The following is an 18371-nucleotide window of genomic DNA, read 5'->3' as shown; positions in this document are numbered from 1 at the left end:
GGGGGAGGGGGGAGATAGGGTAGGAGGTTAGTGGGGGAGGGGGGAGGGCGAGGGGAGGGCAAGGGGAGAGGATTGGGTGAGTTCGGCGTACTGCTCGATCAGGCGTGCGGCCTGGGTGGGCCAGCTAAACTCGGTTTCCACCAGGGTTCGGCCGTTCTGGCCGTGCTGGCGCGCGGTTTCGGGATGGTGCAGGTAGTGCTGAAGAGCGGTGGCCAGGTTGGGGGCATCGGCCGCAGTCACCAGACCGGTCTGGTGCTGCTGAATCAGGGGGGCGATCGCCACCCCAGGGGTGGTCACCACGGGCACCCCCGCCGCCATGGCCTCCAGCAGGGCAATGCCCAGGTTTTCGGAATAGGAGGGCAGCACAAACAGGTCGGCCCCTTGCAGCAGCAGGGTCTTCCAGCTGCCGCTGACAAAGCCGATCTGGCGCACCTGGGGGTCTAGCCCGGCGCTGCGAATGCGCCGGGCCAGTTGGGCTTCGTAGTCGGCGTCGCCCCGGCCCGCAATCACCAGAATGATGGTTTCATCGGCCAGGGTGGCCAGGGCATCAATCAGGTGCTCAACACCTTTTTTGGGATGCAGCCGCGAGAGAAATAAAACGATTTGGGCGTCATCGGCAACCCGCAGAATCTGGCGCAGCGGGCAGCGAGCGGCGGGCAGCGGGGCGGGCAGCTGCACCCCGTGGGGCAGGGTAAAGCTAGCCCCCTCAAAGCCTGCGGCCATGGCCTCCTGCCGCTCTTGGGGGGTGGTGAAATGGAAGGCGGCACAGCCGCGCAGCAGCCATCGGCCCAGGGTGTTCAGATACAGCTGTTTTTTGGCCCTGCCCTGCTCTAGCGACCAGCAGCAGAGGGAGCCGATTGGGCGGACGATGTAGGGAATGCCCTGGGCGCGGGCGATCGCCATGCCTACGGTGGTGGGGTAATTAAAAATGGCGTGGATGTGCACCAGGTCGTAGTCGGCCATATGCTGCCACAGCCAGGGGGCAAAGGCTGGGGCGACGGCAAATTCCCGCAGTGCCGCCACCTGGGACAGCACCCTAGGAAAAACCCAGATGGGGACAGACGGTCCCACCAGTTCTGGAACGCTGCCGCTTTGAATCAGCTGGCCGTAGGGCGCAAGGAAGGTGACATCGCCGTGGTCGTTGGTGGTGGCGATCGCGGCGTCAATGCCCTGCTGCCTTTGGGCCTGCACCATTTCGAGAATCGCCTGGCTGGGGCCGCCGCGCAGGGGGGAGAGGGAGGGGATGATGTGGAGGATTTTCATGGCGGAGAGGGGAGTGGGGGAGTAGGGGAGTGGGAGAGTGGGGGGAGTGGGGGAGTGGGGGAGTGGGAGGGTAGGTTGGGTAGAGCGCAGCGACACCCAACAACAGCAAGCTCAGGCGCAGGTTCGGTGAAGCGTCAGCGGTACCCAACAGCGGCAAATTTGGGCGCTGTTGAAGGGTTGTGGCGCAACTGCCGCCACAGGGAGTTGTGCGGGGAGCGCCATGAGCTATTAGGCCGGGTGCAGCTGGTCGGGCTCGTTCTGGATCGGGGCCGTAGCCGGATTCAGCTGCTCCGCCAGGTGAGCGGCCAAACAGCGCTGAAAGGCCTGCGGACCAAAGGCAGCGATCGCGCTCTGCCGCAGCGCCTGGGGACGGTACATGAGCGGATTGGGGTAGGTGCCAGAGAGGATTTGGATCAGCCGGTCGGCGATCGCTGCCGCATTCTCTGGGTCCACTAGCGCGCCCAGTTCGCCCTGCTTGACGGCGTCTTGGCCGCCGTCAAGCCCGGCCAGGACGGGTTTGCCGCAGGCCATCGCCTCCAGGTAGACAATGCCGAAGCCTTCTAGCTGGCTGGGCATGGCAAAGACATCGCAGAGGGCGTAGTGGTCGGGCAATTCGTCGTTGGAGACAAACCCGGCCAGGGTGACCTGGGCTTGCAGGTGGCGATCGGCAATCAGGCGCTCCAGGCGGGGGCGATCGTCCCCTTTGCCGACGATCAGGTAGTGCACATTGGGCAGGGCGGCTTGCAGGGTGGGCAGAGCGGCCAAAATCTGGTCATAGCTGTGGAAGGGCTCCCCCGCCGCCAGCCGGTTGACGGTGAGAATGACGGGCTGATCGGGGCGCAGGCCGTAGCGATCGAGCAGATGCCGGGGCTTGGGGGCAACCTGAAACCGGCGGCTATCGAAGGTGTTGGGCAGAATGCCGAGGTTCTGGAGGGCCTGGGACTGGTCGATGCGATCGCGGGTAAATCCGCTCACCGCCAAAATTTTGTCGGCCCCGGCCATGCCTCGCCGCACCTGGGGTTTGGCCACCTCCCAGGCCTCAAAGCCGTGGGCGATGCCCCAGTAGGGCAGATGGGCCAACCGCTTCAGCCCGTGGGCAATGGGGGTGAAGTTGACGTGGGTGGCAATGATCAGGTCGGGACGGTCCCTCAGGGCCGCCCGCCCGGTCTGAGCCGCAAAGGCCATCGCCCGCAGACGCCCAGGCACATGCCCCGTGGTGTGGTAGCTAATCCGCGCCGGAGCTGAGGTGGGTAAGGTGGCCGGGGCATCATGCATGGTGAACACGCGCAGGGTAGCCCCAGGCAAAACGGCTTGCAGCCCCTCTAAAAGAAAGCTGGAGTAGGTCTGAATGCCGCCTTTGAAGTCGAAGAGGCCGGGGGTCCAGAGGTGGAGGGTGGGTGGCATGGTGGGGAGGTGGGGAGAGAGGGAGATGAGGAGAGGGGGGGATGGGGGGAGTTACTGACCGGCGGTGGGCAGGATGGCGGATTCCACCGGTTGGGGCCAGAGGGAGCGGATGGTGAGGCTAAAGAGGGCCAGGTCGGTGCCGAGCAGCCACCAGCCGAGGGGGCTATGCATGAGCGCCAGGGCACTCAGGCCGGGCAGCAGGGTGAGGCCGTAGATGCACCAGACCACGGTGGCTTTGGGGAAATTGGCGTGCAGGAGCCGATGGTGGATGTGGCGCTGGTCGGGGAAGAAGGGAGATTTGCGATCGCTCAGCCGCGCCCCAATCACCAGGGTCATGTCCAGAATGGGCACCAGCAGGACAGCGAAGGGCAGCAGCGCCGTGGTGAATGAGCTGTCTGCGGGCAGGCCGACTGCGGCGATCGCGGCCAGGGAAAAGCCCAGAAAGTAGGAGCCGCCGTCCCCCATGAAGATGCGAGCCGGGGCGGCGTTATACCGCAGAAAGCCCAGGGTTGCACCGCAGAGCCCCAAGGCCATCAGGGCAATGGCGGGCTGAGTAGACCAGCTGAGGGCGGCTAAAACAGCAGCGGCCACGGTCGTCGTGCCTGCAGCCAGGCCGTCCATGCCGTCGAGCCAGTTGACGGCGTTGGCCATCCCCGCCAGCCAGAGAAAGGTGACCAGCAGGCTCAGCCAGGCGGGCAAAGCCTCGGTCAGACCCGGCAAAGGCAGGGCCTCCAGCCGAATCCCCAGGCTCCAAACGCAGGCAGAGAGTACGGCCTGCATCCCCAGGCGGGCAAAGGGGGAAAGGTCAAACAGGTCATCCATCAGGCCGGTGGCAAAAAAGCCCAAACCGCCCAGCAGCAGGCCTAGAAAAATGTGGTGTTCTGAAACCCCAGGGAAACTTTGGCCAGCCATTGTCCAGGCCAAAAACGCGCCGACAAAAATAGCCACGCCACCGATACGAACAATGGGTTGCCGATGAATTTTGCGGGCATTGGGCTGGTCAACGTAGCCCAGTTTCAGCCCGTTTTTTTGAACAAGTGGGGTCAGCCCCACCGTGGTCAGGGCCGCAGCCCCAAAAACTATTAGTGGAAACATAAGCAGTTCTAAAAGCTATTGTGAGGAGGTTGATAGCTCTTAGTTTGGGTGGGCTAAGTTTGCGATCGCGGTGGAGACAATGTGCGCAGATGTATGACATCCCCACGCCCGTTCGCAAACATTTCTGATTACTGAAAAACCCTGCCTTCTAAAAGAAGACAGGGCAAACAAGCTATTTGAGCAAAGTACAAAATAGAGTGCTGGCCTAGCAAAAAGCCGGGACACGTAAATCCATTTGGCCCTGAATCGCTGGAGGCACGGTTGTTTGAGCCGGGCTAGACCAACACCGCAGTGGGCGTTTCCGTTCTAATCAGCCGTCCGTCTTCCATATGAATGATGCGGTGGGCAATATCGAGGATGCGATTGTCGTGGGTGACCAGCAGAATGGTGCAGCCCTGCTCCTGGGCCAGGCGCTGCATGAGCTGCACGACTTCGCGGCCCGACTGGCTGTCGAGGGCGGCGGTGGGTTCGTCGGCCAGAATGAGCCTGGGCTGGGTGACCAGGGCGCGGGCGATCGCCACCCGCTGCTTCTGGCCCCCAGACAGATTATTTGGCCTGTAGTTGACCCGGTGGCCCAGACCCACGGCCTCTAGCATGGCGGTGGCCTGGGCGGTGCGATCGTCGTAGCTGAGGGCGGGTTGCAGGCGCAGGGCCATGCGCACGTTTTCCTGGGCGGTCAGGCAATCCAGCAGATTGTGGGCCTGAAAGATATAGCCAATGCGGCTGCGCAGCTCGACCAGCTGCTTTTTGCTGGCTCCCAGCAGCTCCTGACCCAGAATTTTGAGACTCCCTTGCTGGGCCGCCCTCAGCCCACCCATCAGGCTCAGCAGGGTCGTCTTGCCGCTGCCCGAGGGGCCGGTCAAAATCACAATCTCACCGGGCTGGATGGCAAGATTGATGTCGAGTAATACTGGCTTGCTCAACTGTCCCTTGCCGAAGGCATGGTGTAGGCCCTGAATGTCAACGACTGGTTCCACGCTCGCTTCTCCCCTGCAAAACTCAAGCTTCAAACTTTAAACTCAGCTTTTCTAAAACACATCTGCTGGGTCTGCCGATCGCAGCTTGCGCACCGCGATCGCGGCGGACAGCAGCCCCATCACCAGCGTCATCGAAAATACCTGTAGCCCCACCCCCAGACGCATCAGCACCGCTACCCCGGTGAGGTTACTGAGCAGGCCGTAGAGGCCCAGAGAACACAGAATACCCGGCATAAACCCCAGCACCGCCAGAATAGTGGCCTCCTGAAACACCACCAGCAGGAGCTGCCCGTCGGAATAGCCAATGGCCTTGAGGGTGGCGTATTCCGAGAGGTGGTCGTTGACATCGGAATACAGCACCTGATAGACAATCACCACCCCCACCACGAAGCCCATAATGGTGCCAAAGTCGAAAATAATGCCCGCTGGCTCCTTGGCCCAGTAGCTCTCCTCCAGGGCAATCAGTTCAGTGTGGCTGAGGGCGCTAATTTCCTTGGGCAAAGTGCGCTCTAGTTCAGCCATGACTGCCTGGGGGTCGGCACCCGGTTCGAGCTTCAGCACCCCTGCATGGATCTGGTTGGCCTGCTCAGCGCCAAACAGTCGCAGGTAGTTCACGTCGCTGATGACGATATGGCCGCGTTTGAAGATGTTGCTGCCCAGGGCAAAGGTGCCGTTCACCCGCATTTTGCGGCCCTGCACCTCGATCGGCAGGTCTTGGCCAGCGGCAAAAGCCGAGGCAATCGCCCCCAGAGACGGCAGCGATTTGGTATCGAACAGCAGGCGATCGGTCTGCTCTACCTGGGCCAGTTGCCCATTGATGGCGGGCACAGCCATCACCGGCTGAGCCGGGTTCATGGCGATGACGGTGACGCTAGTCGTTTTGCGGTTGTCGGGGTTGACCCAGCTGGCGGTGCTGTAGTAAAAAGGCCGAGCAGTAGCTACCCCAGGGACCGCCGCCGCCCGGTAGAGCTGCGATTTATCAAAGGTTTCGTTGCCCAAAAACTGAGACTTTTCATTGATTAAAAACACATCGCCATCGAGGCTGGCGGGCACATTGGTGGTGCCGCTAAACATGGCTGAGCGAAACCCCAGCTGCATAAAAATTAGAATATTGGCGAAGGAAATACCCGAGAGCGCCACCAGCAGCCGCACCCGCTGGTGGGAGAGCTGAGACCAGGCCAGGGGCTTTTCCCGGCGAAGCCGAGGGATTCTACCAAAGACCATGAACTGCCCCTCATAAAGAATTGAGTCGAAATTTATTTAGCCCTGTTCCTCCAGACCTCTCTTCCCCTAAACAGGGGGCCAAAAGGAGGGCCAGCGATGGCAGGGGCGTTGATCACCGGGCCGAATCGACGCGAATCTTCACCCGCACCTGCATATAGGTCAGCCCTGCCACCTGGGCGCTGTCCGCCGGATCGAGCTTGATTTTCACCTCCACGACTCGGGCGTTGCTGTCTGCCGCCGGGTCAGAGTTGAGCACATCGGTCTTGCGAATTTGTAGCCCAATGGATTCGACTTCACCCTTTAGGATGTTGGTAAAGCCACCATTTTCGCTGGTAATCTCGGCCCTCTGCCCAACGGCCAGCTGGGGCACATCGGTCTCATAGACCTCGGCAATGACCACCATCTGGTCAGTCTGACCCAGATCGACAATGCCCTGGTCAGGGTTGACCCGCTCACCCACCCGCGTGTTGACCCGCAAGATCTGCCCGGCCACCGGCACCCGCACGTAAAAATCTTCCAGATCGGCCATGGCCCGATCGACCTGGCTTTGGGCGTAGGCCACTTCGGCCTGGGCAACGGTGACATCGACCGGGCGAACTTCGTCCAGCTGGGCAAGGCTAGCGGTAGCCGACTGAATCTGAGCGGTCAGGTTTTGGCGGCTGCCGGTTAGCTGTGCCTCCGCATCCTTCAGGCTGGCGCGGGCGGTATCCAGGGTTTTCTGGCGGCTGTCTAGGTCGGTGGCGCTGACAGCACCTCGGTCGTAAAGCTGGCGGTAGCGATCGTAGTCGGCCTGGGCGGCACGCAGGGTGGCAGCGGCACTGTCGATCGCCGCCTGATTCTGCTGCTCGGTGGTGCGCAGTTCGGCCTGGAGCTGACGGATTGTAGCCTGCTGGGCGCTTTTTTGGCCGGGGGTGGCGGCGGCGGTTTGGGCCTGAACCACCATGGCTTGCTGTAGGGCCACATTTTGCTCGGCCTCGGCTACTTCGGCCTGGAGCTTTTCGATCCCCTGGAGAGTGGCAATGACTTGGTTGGCCTCGACGCGATCGCCCTCCTGCACCAAAAGCTGGTTTACCCGGCTGTCCTGGGCATTGGCTACCGACAGCTTAATTACCGATGAGGTGGGTTCAATTCGGCCTAAAGCGGCAACGGTGGGCACCGGGGCAGGGGCGGCGACAGGGGGAGAGGGCGCGGCCTGGGTGAGGTGCGATCGCAGGGCGTATACCCCCCATCCCCCCAACAGCAGCAGCAGGGCAGCGACGGCCAAACTGTAGGTATTGGTCTTGGCGGTAATAGCTTTGAGGGTCATGCTTCCCAAAAGTTAGGTAGGGCTACGGACAAATCGATCAGAGCAATCAAAAGTTGCCCCTAACATTCCCCCTGGAAAGCGATGACTATCAGGCCAGATGCCGTGATTCGCACGAATTTATGGGTACGCTATTGGAGCGTATTGGAGAACACAGACAATGGTGAAACGCGCCTACAAATCCTTAAACGATCCCCAGTCTGGCGAGAAAATTCAGCAGTTTCGTCAGCACCTAAACGACGAAATAGAACATGCCATCGAAGGCCACGAATTTAAAATGGTCTACATTGGCATAGCCACTCTAGTTGCCTTTGCTTCCGTTATTTACCTTGCCTGGAAATATTAAGGTACGTTTCGGCAGCAGGTTTTTAGTTCATAGCGCTATTAAGACAATTAAGTCACAAGAGCTGCAAAGTGAAACCACCTTGCAGCTCTTTGAGCTTAATGCCCATTTAAGGCCAATTTTACACCGGGCAGGGGTGTCGCTTAGTGTAAGTACACCTGCATGCCAACCACAATGGCGATGAGCAAAACGACTGGAATCGCGATCGCAGCCATGCCATTGTGGCTCTTCACCACTCTGGACTCGTGGCTAATTACCGCTGACTTGATCGTCTCATGCATTTCTTCGCGCAGCTTGGTCAACTCGCTATCCAGGCTGTCGGCGCTGTAAAGCTGACGCAGGCGATCGAACACATCGCGCGCTAAAATCAGGCTTTTCTCAGGATTTTCGAACACCATGTCGATAATTTCGTCATGGGAAAAACTTACAATCTTGGCTGCTTCAGCAACCTGGGCCGTGGACGATCGCGAGCGGCGATCGATCAGCTCTACCTCCCCAAAAACTCGGCCGGGGCCCAAGGATTTTGCCACCACTTGGCCCGTTTCCGGATACGTGTCTACCAGATCAATGCGGCCTGACTTAATCAAATAGACCTGCTGACTTTCGTCCCCTTCTCGATAGATGACATCGCCTGGAGCATAGGTGAGTTTTTCCATAGGTAATTTTGTGTAGCCCGTTAGTTTCGCGGCTATTATTCCCATACTGTACCTAGTTCTATCGGCTCTAAAATGGGCAGTCTAACGTAGAACTTCATTGTTTACCGATAGAGGTGAGATTCCCATGGCGCAAGTTATTTCGATTCACTCCTTTCGCGGCGGCACTGGTAAATCGAACCTAACCGCTAACATTGCCACGGCGGTAGCTAGCCAGGGAAAACGGGTCGCCATCGTAGATACCGATATTCAATCCCCCGGCATTCACGTGCTGTTTGGCCTCGACGAAGAAGACTTTACCCATTCCCTCAACGACTACCTGTGGGACAAGTGCAGCGCTAAGGATGCCGCCTACGACGTTACGGCCCAAGTGATTACTGGCAGCGGCACCCCCGCCAACATCAGCGGCACCGTATACTTAGTGCCCTCTAGCCTCAAAGCCGGTGAAATTGCCAAAATTTTGCGGGAGGGCTACGACGTAGGTCTACTCAACGACGGTTTCCACGATCTGATCGATCAGCTCGACCTTGACTACCTATTTATCGACACCCACCCTGGCCTGAACGAGGAAACCCTGCTTTCCATCGCCATCTCCGATCGCATGGTGATTATCCTGCGCCCCGATCGCCAGGACTTTTTAGGCACCGCCGTTACCCTGGAAGTGGCCCAAAAGCTCGATGTGCCCGACATTACCCTACTGGTCAATAAAGCCCCCGATATCTATCCCCGCGAAACTCTCATCGATAAGGTGCAGAGCCAGTATGGAGTGCCCGTAGGCGGACTGTTCTACGAAAACGACGAAATGCTACAGCTGGCCAGCGGCGGTATTTTTTGGCTTCACCACCCCGACCATGCCTTCAGTCAAGAGGTGCATACGGTGGCCCGCCAGCTGCTCGCTGCGGAGTAGCGCAATGAGTCACCCCGCCCACGGGGACCCCCCCGCCCCCCGGCAGCAGCAGTCCGCTGGTGCCGGACCAAAAACGATGACCGACCTGCTGCTGCTGGCCGATCCAGAACGCACTTTGGTAAACTGGCTGGTGCGCCAGCGCGGCGCATCGATCGCCGAGATTGCCGTCCACCTGGGCACCGAGCCTACCCTCGTGCAGGCTCTGCTAGATGACCTAATCGCGGCGGGCTTTGTAACCGTTGACCTCACCTCCGATCCGGCCGTCTTCAAACCCAACCTGATTTCTCGCAAGCCCCGCACAGTCCCAGATCAGCTTTGGAAGGCCCTTGATTGAGGGCCTTTCACCAAACTGATGCGGGCGTCTTACGCTGGGGTGAAAGTCTCACTCCCTGGTCAGGGCAGGCGAAAGATTCTAGAGATCGCGGCTGAGAGTGGGGACAGAGGGGGTTTCCACGGGGGGCGTTTCCCTGGTGGGAGTTTCCCTGCTTTCAGCCTCAAACACCTCGGGGCTGCCGCCGTTGAGTATGGTCAGCACCTGGGGCGGTGTAGAGTCAGGGGGATAGACCAGATCGACTTCGAGATCCTGGCGGGCCTCGGCGGGAATGCTGAGCTTTAGCAGGGCTTCGGCTTCCTGCCCTCGGCGCTGAACCAGATGGACATAGTGGGTGCGCTCTACCCCCAGCTGGTTCTTAAACTTTAGGCGTACGGTTCCCCTAAAGAAAATGCGGTCCTCAGGGGGACGCCGGAACCGCAGTCCCTGGACAAGATCTTCGTCGCGAATAGGCGTTTGAAACTTGAGGGTAATGGTCTGCTCCGTTCCCCGATTGTTGTAAAACGGGAGCTTGAGGCTGTAGTACACGCCGTAGTTGCCGTGGGCACGGTAGGCGGTGTCGGGGTAGCGAGCGACCATGGGCGCACTTTGAATTTGCCCCGTGCCAAAGGTGTTGCGGTCTACGGAACTGATCACGTAGGAGAACGCATTGCCCGGCGCCGGAATAGTCAGAACGTCGGCATCGGGAGAATCGGTGACCGTGGCTTTCCAGCTCGAGCCCTTGGCTACCCCAGCCACCCGACCATAGTAAAACCGCCCAAAGCGGTAAGTTTCTGGGTTCGTAGGAGGAATATCGCGGGGACCGGCTAGGTTGCCCTGCTTGAGCACCTCTAGCCAGTCTTGCAGGGTGGGAACGCGCTCGTTGCCGTTGGGCAGGACGTCGGCATAGCGGGCCAGGCTGGCCACATGTACAGGGCCAGTACTCGAGAGGTACATCATGGTCGTGCGACCATTGCTGGGAATGGGGCGGGGGGCGAGGGGTCGCGGCGGGCTGTCAGACTCGCTTTCGCCGGTTTCTGGGTTGATTTGGGCATCGGCGGCGGTGAGGGTGACGGGGCGTACCGGTGGTTTAGGGATAGTGCTTCCCTGGGGATAGCTACCGTCGACGGGCACCGTTAGCTGGCGCAGGGGAATGGGCGCATTCATCAGCAGCTGTACATGCCCCGGCGGAATTGTGATGTGATCGGGCCAGTGCGATTGATTGGCTCCCCGCAAAATATCGGTGGTGGTGCGGCTGCCGGGGCCGGCATAGACACTGCCGTTGCTGGTTAAGCGCACGTCGGGCAGGTTGACAAAGGGGGCTTCCTGGCTCAGGTAGCTGACCCCCTGGTGAATGGTAATGTCGACGGGCTCAGTGCCAGGGTTGTAGGCTACGACTCCCAGAAACAGAGTGCGGCGGTCGTCGGGGCTTACGCCCCGAGCAATATGGTGAGAGAAAATGTCGAAGCGACCGTTGAAGGCATAGTCGAGGTGGGCATCGGGAAAAGCCATGCCGTCTTTGGGAAACGTGGAGAGCAAAATGCCGTTTTGCTGCACAACCTCGGGACTGTTGCTGTTGAAAACAGGGATGTCGTCTAGGCCACCGGGGAGGGGGCGCACTTCCTGATAGCGGATTACCTCGGAGTAGTCGCCACTGTGGGGAATTACCACTGTTTTAGTTTCGGCGGTGGGAGCGGTGGCTCCCTGGGGCAGTTGGGCAAACAGGGGAGAAAGGGTGAAAGCGACTAACGCACTCAGCATGGATAACCCGCGGAACGACCAAAATACTAATGAATTCAGTATGCCCAGGTCGTAAAAATCCTGAAGCAGTAGATGGCAACCCTGGCAACGGTTTCCGTTGGCCTGAAGGGTTTGGCTAATACTGAGCAGGCCAGGGGCTGTTCAGCATTAGCGCTGCAATTTTAGAGCAAATCGCGGCCAGTGGGACCAATCCTATATTGACCCGATCCACAATACCACCTCAGGGGCCTGGGTATTTTGCTGCGCTTTGGGGAAAATCATTGAATCTTTATAGAGTTCCTAGCTAGGTTTACTGCCCTCGCAGGGGAGCATCGAGCACCTTGGCGATGCGATCGCCCGCATCCTGTAGATAGGCAACGGTAGCTGTGTCCAGCTGTTTCCCCTGACGGCTGAGGTGCTGGGCGATCGCGCCCTGGAGCTGCTTGAGCTGGTAGCGGGCCAGCACCCGGGCTTCCTCGGGGGCGCCGGAGGTAAACTCCTGGGCCACATACCCCAGCAGATCGGTAACGCCTTCGCCAGAGCCGTGGTTGCGCAGTACCAGGCTGGTCAGGGTGTTGAGGTGGTGTCGCTGAAGCCCCTGGCGCAGGCTGGAAATAGCCGTTGCCCTGGCGGGTGGGGTGAGCACCTCAGACCAGATCGATTGCCCCAGGGTGTCAAACAGCTCCGTCAGGGTAAAGGCCTCAGCGCTGGGCTGTTTGAATTCGCTGTCGCGCAGCCGCAGCAGGCGATCGCCTTCGAGCAGGTTGCTGACGGTGAAAGCCTGGGTAAACAAGAGGCGATCGTAAATGGGGTAGTCGATGCGATCGACAAAGGGATCCTGCCCCCAGTCCATCCAGCGATTGGGGGCCAGACGGTTGACTAGATCTGGGGATAGGGTGATGGCGTCGGGGGCGAACACTCGCTGGTTGAGTACAGCCAGGGCACGCCGCTGCTCCGCCGCCGCGATGGGTTCAAAGGGGGCTTGCCCGCCAGAACTCCAGGGGTCGGTGCGGATAAACCTCTGACCACCGATGTAGTTAGAGATAATCGTTGCCTGCATGTCGTAGTGGAAAAAGACCAGGTTGACCCGCTGCCGCAGCTGACCGTAGCCCTCGCCAGGGTTGACCGAAAACCAGTCAAGGCGGTCCCAAATCGTCTTGGCGATCGCCATTTGGCCCTCGGCATAGCCCAGGGGATCGCTGCTCATATCCCAGGCGTTGGCCTTGGGATCGAGCAGGGCAAAGACATCTTCGTCGGGGGCATAGGCCAGCTCGGGGACCCGAGCGCGATCGGCAATGGGCTGAAGCTCGCGCTGGGCCGTGACTCGGTTGCTGACCGGACGATAGCCGTACTCAATCGCCCACAGATCGTAGGGACCCAGCTGGGTGGGGAAATAGTCGCCCTGGGTCTGGTCGGGGGGAGCCAGGTTGGGGGGGAGGTAATCCATGACAGAGCTGGTCATACCCTGGGCCTGAATCGCCGCCGGATCGGCTAGCTCTGAGGGCGACAGCAGGGTGCTGCCCAGAAAATTGTGCCGTAAGCCCAGAACATGGCCCACCTCGTGGGCCGTCAGCACCTTCAGGTATTGCTGAATATAGGCCGCTTTGGCCTCACGGCTCGAGAAAGGCGGGGCCAGGGTGGCAATCGCTAGGGACCCAAAGGCCATGGTTTGAGTCCCCCGCAGGCCTGCACAGTAGTCCCCTACATCTAGCCTGGGTGCATCGGGTCGTGGGGGGGCGCTGGCTGGCTGGGTTGGGCTGGGGCTAGCGGCAAGGCGCGCCAGCAGGCGATCGCTCAGGGGATGGCCACAAGGGGATAGGTCGCGTGCCCCTGGCGCTGCCCCCGCTACCAGAGTGTCGTACTCCAGGGTCAGATCGCCCACCACGCTGGCATCGAGAATGACATCGGCATCGAGAATTTCGCCCGTGAGCGGATTGACCCGTGACGGTCCCAGCCCGCTGGCCCAGGGGTACAGCGAGTCTGACCAGCGAATGACGTTATAGCGAACGTCGGCGGGGTCCCAATCGGCGTTGGCAGGCATTTGGCGAGCCTCGATCGCCTGGGTGAAGCCCGCCCGCTCAAAGGCGGCATTCCACCACTCGATGCCTTCGGCAATGGCGGCTCGGTATTCCGGCGGGGTGGTGTTCTCAATCCAGAAAACCAGCGGCGCTTTGGGCGGGGACAGGGCGGCGGTGGGGTCTTGCTTTTCTAAGTGCCAGCGGTGAATGTTGCGCACGAAGGGGTCTGAAAGGCCGGGGCGGCCCGGCGATCGGTAGGCGGTGAGGAAATACCCCACCCGCTCGTCGGCCTGGCGGGGCTGAAAGGTGGGGTGATTGGGAATGGCCGAGAGGCTGTAGCGGACCCGCAGATTAAACCCTCGGCTGTCGGGAATGCTCCCCAGCCCAAAGAAAAAGGGGGAGTCTGGGCTGGCCCCGCCCGAGAACCCCAGCACCGCTTCGAGTTCGACATTCTCAGGAAAAGTTTTAACTGGCCCCAGGTACGAGGCGTCGGCGTTGACGGCGTAGCCGCCCAGCGCCGAGGGGAACTGACTTGACAGATCGATCGGGTCACGGCTGATCAAAAAATCCTTTAGATCGAGCAGAATCTCTCCGGTGTCGGCGTGGATGGCTTGGATGGGCAGGGTGGCCAAAATCGAGTCACTGAAGGATTCTCTCAGCAGCTGCTGGGCCTGGGGCTGGGGATTGCGAACGTACAGGTTGGGTACCGCGACCTGGATGCGGTTGTCGGGAATCTGGCGCAGCTGAATCATCAGATCGTTGACGGGCCAGCCGCGAAACAGGCCTAGTTCTCCCAATCCTGACTCCAGCGTGGCAATAAACAACAGGTTTTGGTTGAGCTGATCGGGCTTTAGCCCCAGCAGCGCCCGATTGCGCTGAAGATCGTGGTAGACCGTAAACAGCCCTTGGGATACGGTTAGCCCTTTGACGACATCGTCAAAGGGCTTGGGGCCGCCCGCTTCGGGCGGGGCAATATCTACGGCGGCATTGGGGGCAGGGCTACCATCTGAAACGGTCTTATCGGCCTGGGCGTAGAGGCTTGCGGGCGGCCAGGCATAGGCGCTCACCGGACTGCCGCACCCCACCGAGACCGCCGCCGCGATCGCCAGCCCGCAGAAAAACATCAGTCCTAGTCCTATGCCCCGTTTCACCAAGTGCACTCCTTATGCCCCTGAGCCAGCGGCGTTTTGTGTTGTCATATGATAGACCCCAATGTCAATTTTTCCGCCGCCATGCTGGAGACTGTCTCTGCCCTTGTTTCGCCGCCGCTGCCTGCGGTTTGGCCCCGGTTTGAGCAGCCGCTAGGGTTGGGTGTTTTAGCCTCGGGCAACGGCAGCAACCTGGAGGCGATCGCCCAGGCCATTCAGCGCGGCGATCTGCACGCCCAGATTCAGGTGGTGGTGTACAACAATCCTGGGGCTGGGGTGGTCGAGCGATCGGCCCGACTGGGGCTGCCAGCGGTACTGCTCAACCACCGCCAATATGCCAGCCGCGAAGCCCTCGACCACGACATTGTGCAAACCCTCCACGCCCACGGGACCGACTGGGTGATTATGGCGGGGTGGATGCGCTGCGTGACGGCGGTGCTAATCGATGGGTTTGCGGGGCGAGTGCTGAATATTCACCCCAGCCTGCTGCCCAGTTTTCCGGGGCTGCGGGCCGTTGAGCAGGCCCTGGCGGCGGGAGTGAAAGTGGCGGGCTGCACGGTGCATCAGGTAGAGCTGGCCGTCGACAGTGGCCCGATCGTCATGCAGGCGGTGGTGCCGGTGGACCAAGCCGACTCCGCCGCCGACCTCCAGGCCCGTATTCAGGGACAGGAGCACCGCATTTACGCGGCTGCGATCGCCCTGGCAGCGAGCCGCGATCGCGCCGCCAATCGTAGGGGCTGAGTGTCAGGTTGGCCGCTGTGATTCTGGCGAAAGATCCGGAATTCAGGCCCCTCAGAGCCTCAGGGTTGAGGAATGACCAGGGTCCGCAGAACCGTCGCCTAGCGCTGGGCCATGGGATTTAAGAGCTGGTTAGCAGGAAACCTGGGATCGAGCTGAAGCACCACATGGCGCTGGTCGATGGTAAGCCAGCCCTCGGTTTTAAAATCCTTCAACAGGCGAGTGACGGTGACCCGAGTGGTGCCGATGGCGGTGGCCAGCTGGTGGTGGGTCAGCCGCATGGGAATGCGAATGCCGCTGGGTTCCACATGGCCAAAATCCTTGGCCAGCATGAGCAAAAAGTGCTTGAGGCGATCGGCGACCAGGCGCTTCCCCGAAAGCGCCAGCCAGGCCTCGGCCTGCTGCATGCGCAGGGTAATATTGCGAAACATGCCCGCCATCAGCACCGACGACCCTTCAATTTCGGTCATGGGCAGCGACAGCACATCCACATCGGTAAGGGCGTTGGCCCAGTAGGGATCGACGGTGGTGAGGGGTAAACCAACGGGCATAGAGGGGCCGGCCAGACCCAGCAGGGTTTCGCTACCGTCTTGCTGAATGGTGAAGAGCTGCACAATGCCCCGACAAATTACCAGCACCTCTTCGGTTCGCAGGGGAATTGGCCGTCCTGCCCCGTAGGGCACCAGCGCGCGCTCTCGGTACAGCTGCTCCAACAGCTGAATAAAGGTCTGGTGATTGCGAGGGTCGATGGCAGCATCGCGGGCAGCGGAAGTTGCGGTTACAGACACTGGGGTACCTAGAGTTCGCCGGGGTAAACCGCCAGCCCGCCGCTTCTAGCCCACAAGGGAGCTGCCGCACTCCAGAGCGATCGCGGGGTTGAAGGCCGAAGCCATGCCGTTGCTGAGAATGGTCAATCGGCGGCAGCAGTCTACCCAGCCCCATCTTCAGCGGCTTAACTTAAGAAACTCCCCAGAACAGGTTAAGCCCAGGGAAATAGTTCGTTAACGTTTGTGATCTGCCGCACCAATTTCTGCCCGTTTGGCTGTCTGCAATACGTTTGCCGCAGAGCCTAAGATCCTGGCAGCCAGGGCTCAGGCACCCAGGGGGCCAGCTGCCGGGGGGCATTTACCCGGGAGATCAGAGATAGTCGCGCACATCGGTAACCTGTCCGGCCAGGGCCGCTGCCGCCACCATGGCTGGACTCATCAGCAGGGTTCGACCCGAGGCAGACCCCTGCCGTCCCTTGAAGTTGCGGTTGGAGGAGGATGCGCTCATTTGCCGCCCCTGGAGCTTGTCGGGGTTCATGGCCAGGCACATGGAGCAGCCCGCTTCGCGCCACTCAAAGCCCGCCTGGGTGAATACCCGGTCTAGCCCCTCCGCCTCGGCCTGCTGCTTGACGCGCTCAGAGCCGGGCACGACAAAAGCTTTTACCCCCTCAGCCACCGTGTGACCCTGCACAACCCTGGCGGCCTCTCGCAAGTCGCTGATGCGTCCGTTGGTACAGCTGCCAATAAAGCACACATCAATGGCGGTGCCCTTCAAGCTTTGGCCAGGGGCGAGATCCATGTAGGCAAATGCGTCTTGGGCCAGCACCTGCTCTTCATCTGGAAGGCTGTCGGGCTGGGGCAAAGTTTCATGAATGGCAATGCCCTGGCCTGGGGTAATGCCCCAGGTCACAGTGGGACCAATATCGGCAGCGCTAAATACCACCACGTCGTCGTATTCGGCGTCAGTTTCGCTGCTCAGGGTTTGCCACCAGGTCACGGCCTCGTCCCAGGCGGCACCTTTGGGGGCAAAGTCGCGCCCCTGGAGGTAGTCGTAGGTAATCTGGTCGGGGTTGACGTAGCCGCAGCGGGCTCCCCCCTCGATCGCCATATTGCAGAGGGTCATGCGCTCTTCCATCGACATCGCCTCTACGGCGGTGCCAGCAAATTCGTAGGCATAGCCCACGCCGCCCTTGACCCCCAGATTGCGAATGATGTGCAGCACCACGTCCTTGGCATAAACGCCGGGCGGCAGCTCGCCGTTGACCTCAATGCGGCGCACCTTGAGCTTGCCCAGGGCCAGGGTTTGGGAGGCCAGTACGTCGCGCACCTGGCTGGTGCCAATGCCAAAGGCGATCGCGCCAAAGGCCCCGTGGGTAGAGGTGTGGCTGTCGCCGCAGGCGATCGTCATACCCGGCTGGGTCAGCCCCTGTTCGGGGGCAATCACGTGGACAATGCCCTGGCTGCCCGAGCCGATGTTGTAAAAGCGAATGCCGTGTTCCTGGCAGTTTTGCTCCAGCGCCTGCATCATGGCCTCGGCCAGGGGGTCGGCAAAGGGACGGGCCTGGCTCTCGGTGGGCACGATGTGGTCAACGGTGGCCACGGTGCGCTGGGGATACATCACCGTCAGCTGTCGCTCGCGCACCATGGCAAAGGCCTGGGGACTGGTGACCTCATGCACCAGGTGCAGCCCAATAAAAAGCTGAGTTTGCCCCGAGGGCAGGGTGCCAACGGTGTGTAAATCCCAAACTTTGTCGAACAGCGTACCCTTACTCATGGCAGACCTATGGGCAATAACGGTGAAAACTGGGCAAATGCGTTGCCAGCTATCTATCTTAGCCCAAAGCCTCTGCCCCATGGCCCAGCGAAATATCCCTAAAGGCTGGGGGCGCAGAGGGACAACTGCATCGATCGGGCTTTGGCGTTTCTTTATCAATCCTTTACCATTTCCTGATAAGTTCCGAACTGGTGTGGCTAGAGCTTCCCGTCAAGCATGATGAGGCTTGACCAAAGCCAGGCCGCCCCAGGAGAAGCTGGTTGGATTTATTAGGAGATATGTCATGGGTTTTTTAGGCAAGCTATTTGGCAAAAAAGAAGAAGACAAGGCAAAGTCGGCTCCCAAAGTCAACGTGAAGCAGGCGGCCTCTGCGGCTCAGATCGATCCCGCTAAGGTCGGTTTAGACGGCCAGTTCGATGAGAGCGGTCTGGCCAAGCGGGTCGCGCTGGCCTTCGACGAAGCCAATATTTCTGACAACGTTGGCCTGTGGGTCGCCCAAACTGGTTCTACCGTAGTGCTGAAGTACAATCCCGATGCCGCTGGCGTGCTGGAGCAGGCCAAGAAAATTGCGATGACGGTAGATGGTGCCACCAACGTCACCGCTGAACCCAACGCCTAGCCGCCCTGGCTCAGACCCGGACCAGAACGGCACAAAAAACGTCAGAACACCGCTAAATCTGTGGTTCTGGCGTTTTTTTTTGACAGGT

Annotated in this window: 16 protein-coding genes; 5 read left to right on the top strand and 11 right to left on the bottom strand. The window is 60.3% G+C overall.

Annotation, left to right across the window (positions count from 1 at the left end):
• Positions 1 to 27: 27 nt before the first annotated feature.
• The 6 genes from LEPTO7104_RS0122295 to LEPTO7104_RS0122270 all read right to left on the bottom strand — a co-directional run bounded on the left by LEPTO7104_RS0122295 (position 28) and on the right by LEPTO7104_RS0122270 (position 7269).
• Positions 28 to 1263: a glycosyltransferase gene (locus LEPTO7104_RS0122295; RefSeq protein ID WP_017300810.1), complete on the bottom strand. Its 1236-nt coding sequence runs from the start codon at positions 1261 to 1263 to the stop codon at positions 28 to 30.
• 228 nt (positions 1264 to 1491) lie between these two features.
• Positions 1492 to 2667: a glycosyltransferase gene (locus LEPTO7104_RS34900; protein WP_017300809.1), complete on the bottom strand. Its 1176-nt coding sequence runs from the start codon at positions 2665 to 2667 to the stop codon at positions 1492 to 1494.
• 51 nt (positions 2668 to 2718) lie between these two features.
• Positions 2719 to 3762 carry an MraY family glycosyltransferase gene (locus LEPTO7104_RS34895; protein ID WP_017300808.1) on the bottom strand — a complete coding sequence of 348 codons (1044 nt, stop codon included), beginning with the start codon at positions 3760 to 3762 and terminating at the stop codon, positions 2719 to 2721.
• Positions 3763 to 4037: 275 nt separating this feature from the next.
• Entirely contained in the window at positions 4038 to 4739 is a 702-nt protein-coding gene (locus tag LEPTO7104_RS0122280; RefSeq protein WP_017300807.1) for a DevA family ABC transporter ATP-binding protein, read from the bottom strand.
• A gap of 51 nt (positions 4740 to 4790) precedes the next feature.
• Positions 4791 to 5963: an ABC transporter permease DevC gene (gene devC, locus LEPTO7104_RS0122275; RefSeq protein WP_017300806.1), complete on the bottom strand. Its 1173-nt coding sequence runs from the start codon at positions 5961 to 5963 to the stop codon at positions 4791 to 4793.
• A 112-nt stretch (positions 5964 to 6075) separates the two neighbouring features.
• The gene (locus LEPTO7104_RS0122270) at positions 6076 to 7269 is read right to left on the bottom strand and encodes an HlyD family efflux transporter periplasmic adaptor subunit (protein WP_017300805.1); all 1194 of its coding nucleotides are present in this window, start codon (positions 7267 to 7269) and stop codon (positions 6076 to 6078) included.
• A 157-nt stretch (positions 7270 to 7426) separates the two neighbouring features.
• On the opposite strand from LEPTO7104_RS0122270, the gene LEPTO7104_RS0122265 reads away from it, so the two are divergent.
• Positions 7427 to 7612 (top strand): hypothetical protein, encoded by a 186-nt coding sequence (locus LEPTO7104_RS0122265; protein ID WP_017300804.1) that lies wholly within the window; start codon positions 7427 to 7429, stop codon positions 7610 to 7612.
• Positions 7613 to 7752: 140 nt separating this feature from the next.
• Here LEPTO7104_RS0122265 and LEPTO7104_RS0122260 read toward each other — a convergent pair whose 3' ends face one another.
• Positions 7753 to 8265: a Crp/Fnr family transcriptional regulator gene (locus LEPTO7104_RS0122260; RefSeq protein WP_017300803.1), complete on the bottom strand. Its 513-nt coding sequence runs from the start codon at positions 8263 to 8265 to the stop codon at positions 7753 to 7755.
• Between the two features lie 124 nt (positions 8266 to 8389).
• On the opposite strand from LEPTO7104_RS0122260, the gene LEPTO7104_RS0122255 reads away from it, so the two are divergent.
• Positions 8390 to 9169, top strand: a complete 780-nt coding sequence (locus tag LEPTO7104_RS0122255; RefSeq protein WP_017300802.1) for a MinD/ParA family ATP-binding protein — start codon at positions 8390 to 8392, stop codon at positions 9167 to 9169.
• Positions 9170 to 9173: 4 nt separating this feature from the next.
• A complete protein-coding gene (locus LEPTO7104_RS0122250; protein WP_017300801.1) occupies positions 9174 to 9503 on the top strand; it encodes a MarR family transcriptional regulator in 330 nt (109 codons plus the stop codon).
• A 78-nt stretch (positions 9504 to 9581) separates the two neighbouring features.
• Here LEPTO7104_RS0122250 and LEPTO7104_RS37240 read toward each other — a convergent pair whose 3' ends face one another.
• Together LEPTO7104_RS37240 and LEPTO7104_RS0122240 are read right to left on the bottom strand one after the other, a co-directional pair.
• Positions 9582 to 11240 carry a DUF3370 domain-containing protein gene (locus tag LEPTO7104_RS37240; RefSeq protein ID WP_017300800.1) on the bottom strand — a complete coding sequence of 553 codons (1659 nt, stop codon included), beginning with the start codon at positions 11238 to 11240 and terminating at the stop codon, positions 9582 to 9584.
• A 289-nt stretch (positions 11241 to 11529) separates the two neighbouring features.
• The gene (locus LEPTO7104_RS0122240; RefSeq protein WP_017300799.1) at positions 11530 to 14361 is read right to left on the bottom strand and encodes a zinc-dependent metalloprotease; all 2832 of its coding nucleotides are present in this window, start codon (positions 14359 to 14361) and stop codon (positions 11530 to 11532) included.
• A 75-nt stretch (positions 14362 to 14436) separates the two neighbouring features.
• Here LEPTO7104_RS0122240 and purN point away from each other — a divergent pair, with 75 nt between their 5' ends.
• Positions 14437 to 15126 carry a phosphoribosylglycinamide formyltransferase gene (gene purN, locus LEPTO7104_RS0122235; protein ID WP_017300798.1) on the top strand — a complete coding sequence of 230 codons (690 nt, stop codon included), beginning with the start codon at positions 14437 to 14439 and terminating at the stop codon, positions 15124 to 15126.
• Positions 15127 to 15224: 98 nt separating this feature from the next.
• Here purN and LEPTO7104_RS0122230 read toward each other — a convergent pair whose 3' ends face one another.
• Together LEPTO7104_RS0122230 and leuC are read right to left on the bottom strand one after the other, a co-directional pair.
• On the bottom strand, positions 15225 to 15911 hold the full coding sequence (locus LEPTO7104_RS0122230) for a helix-turn-helix domain-containing protein (protein ID WP_017300797.1): 687 nt from the start codon (positions 15909 to 15911) through the stop codon (positions 15225 to 15227).
• A gap of 349 nt (positions 15912 to 16260) precedes the next feature.
• A complete protein-coding gene (leuC, locus tag LEPTO7104_RS0122225; RefSeq protein WP_017300796.1) occupies positions 16261 to 17664 on the bottom strand; it encodes a 3-isopropylmalate dehydratase large subunit in 1404 nt (467 codons plus the stop codon).
• Positions 17665 to 17947: 283 nt separating this feature from the next.
• Here leuC and LEPTO7104_RS0122220 point away from each other — a divergent pair, with 283 nt between their 5' ends.
• A complete protein-coding gene (locus LEPTO7104_RS0122220; protein WP_017300795.1) occupies positions 17948 to 18283 on the top strand; it encodes a hypothetical protein in 336 nt (111 codons plus the stop codon).
• The last annotated feature ends 88 nt before the right edge of the window (positions 18284 to 18371 follow it).

The sequence above is a fragment of the Nodosilinea nodulosa PCC 7104 genome (genome assembly GCF_000309385.1).
GTDB classification, from domain to species: Bacteria; Cyanobacteriota; Cyanobacteriia; order Phormidesmidales; family Phormidesmidaceae; genus Nodosilinea; species Nodosilinea nodulosa.
Note: the sequence above shows the minus strand (reverse complement) of the source record. Positions and strands in the feature narration are given on the sequence as shown.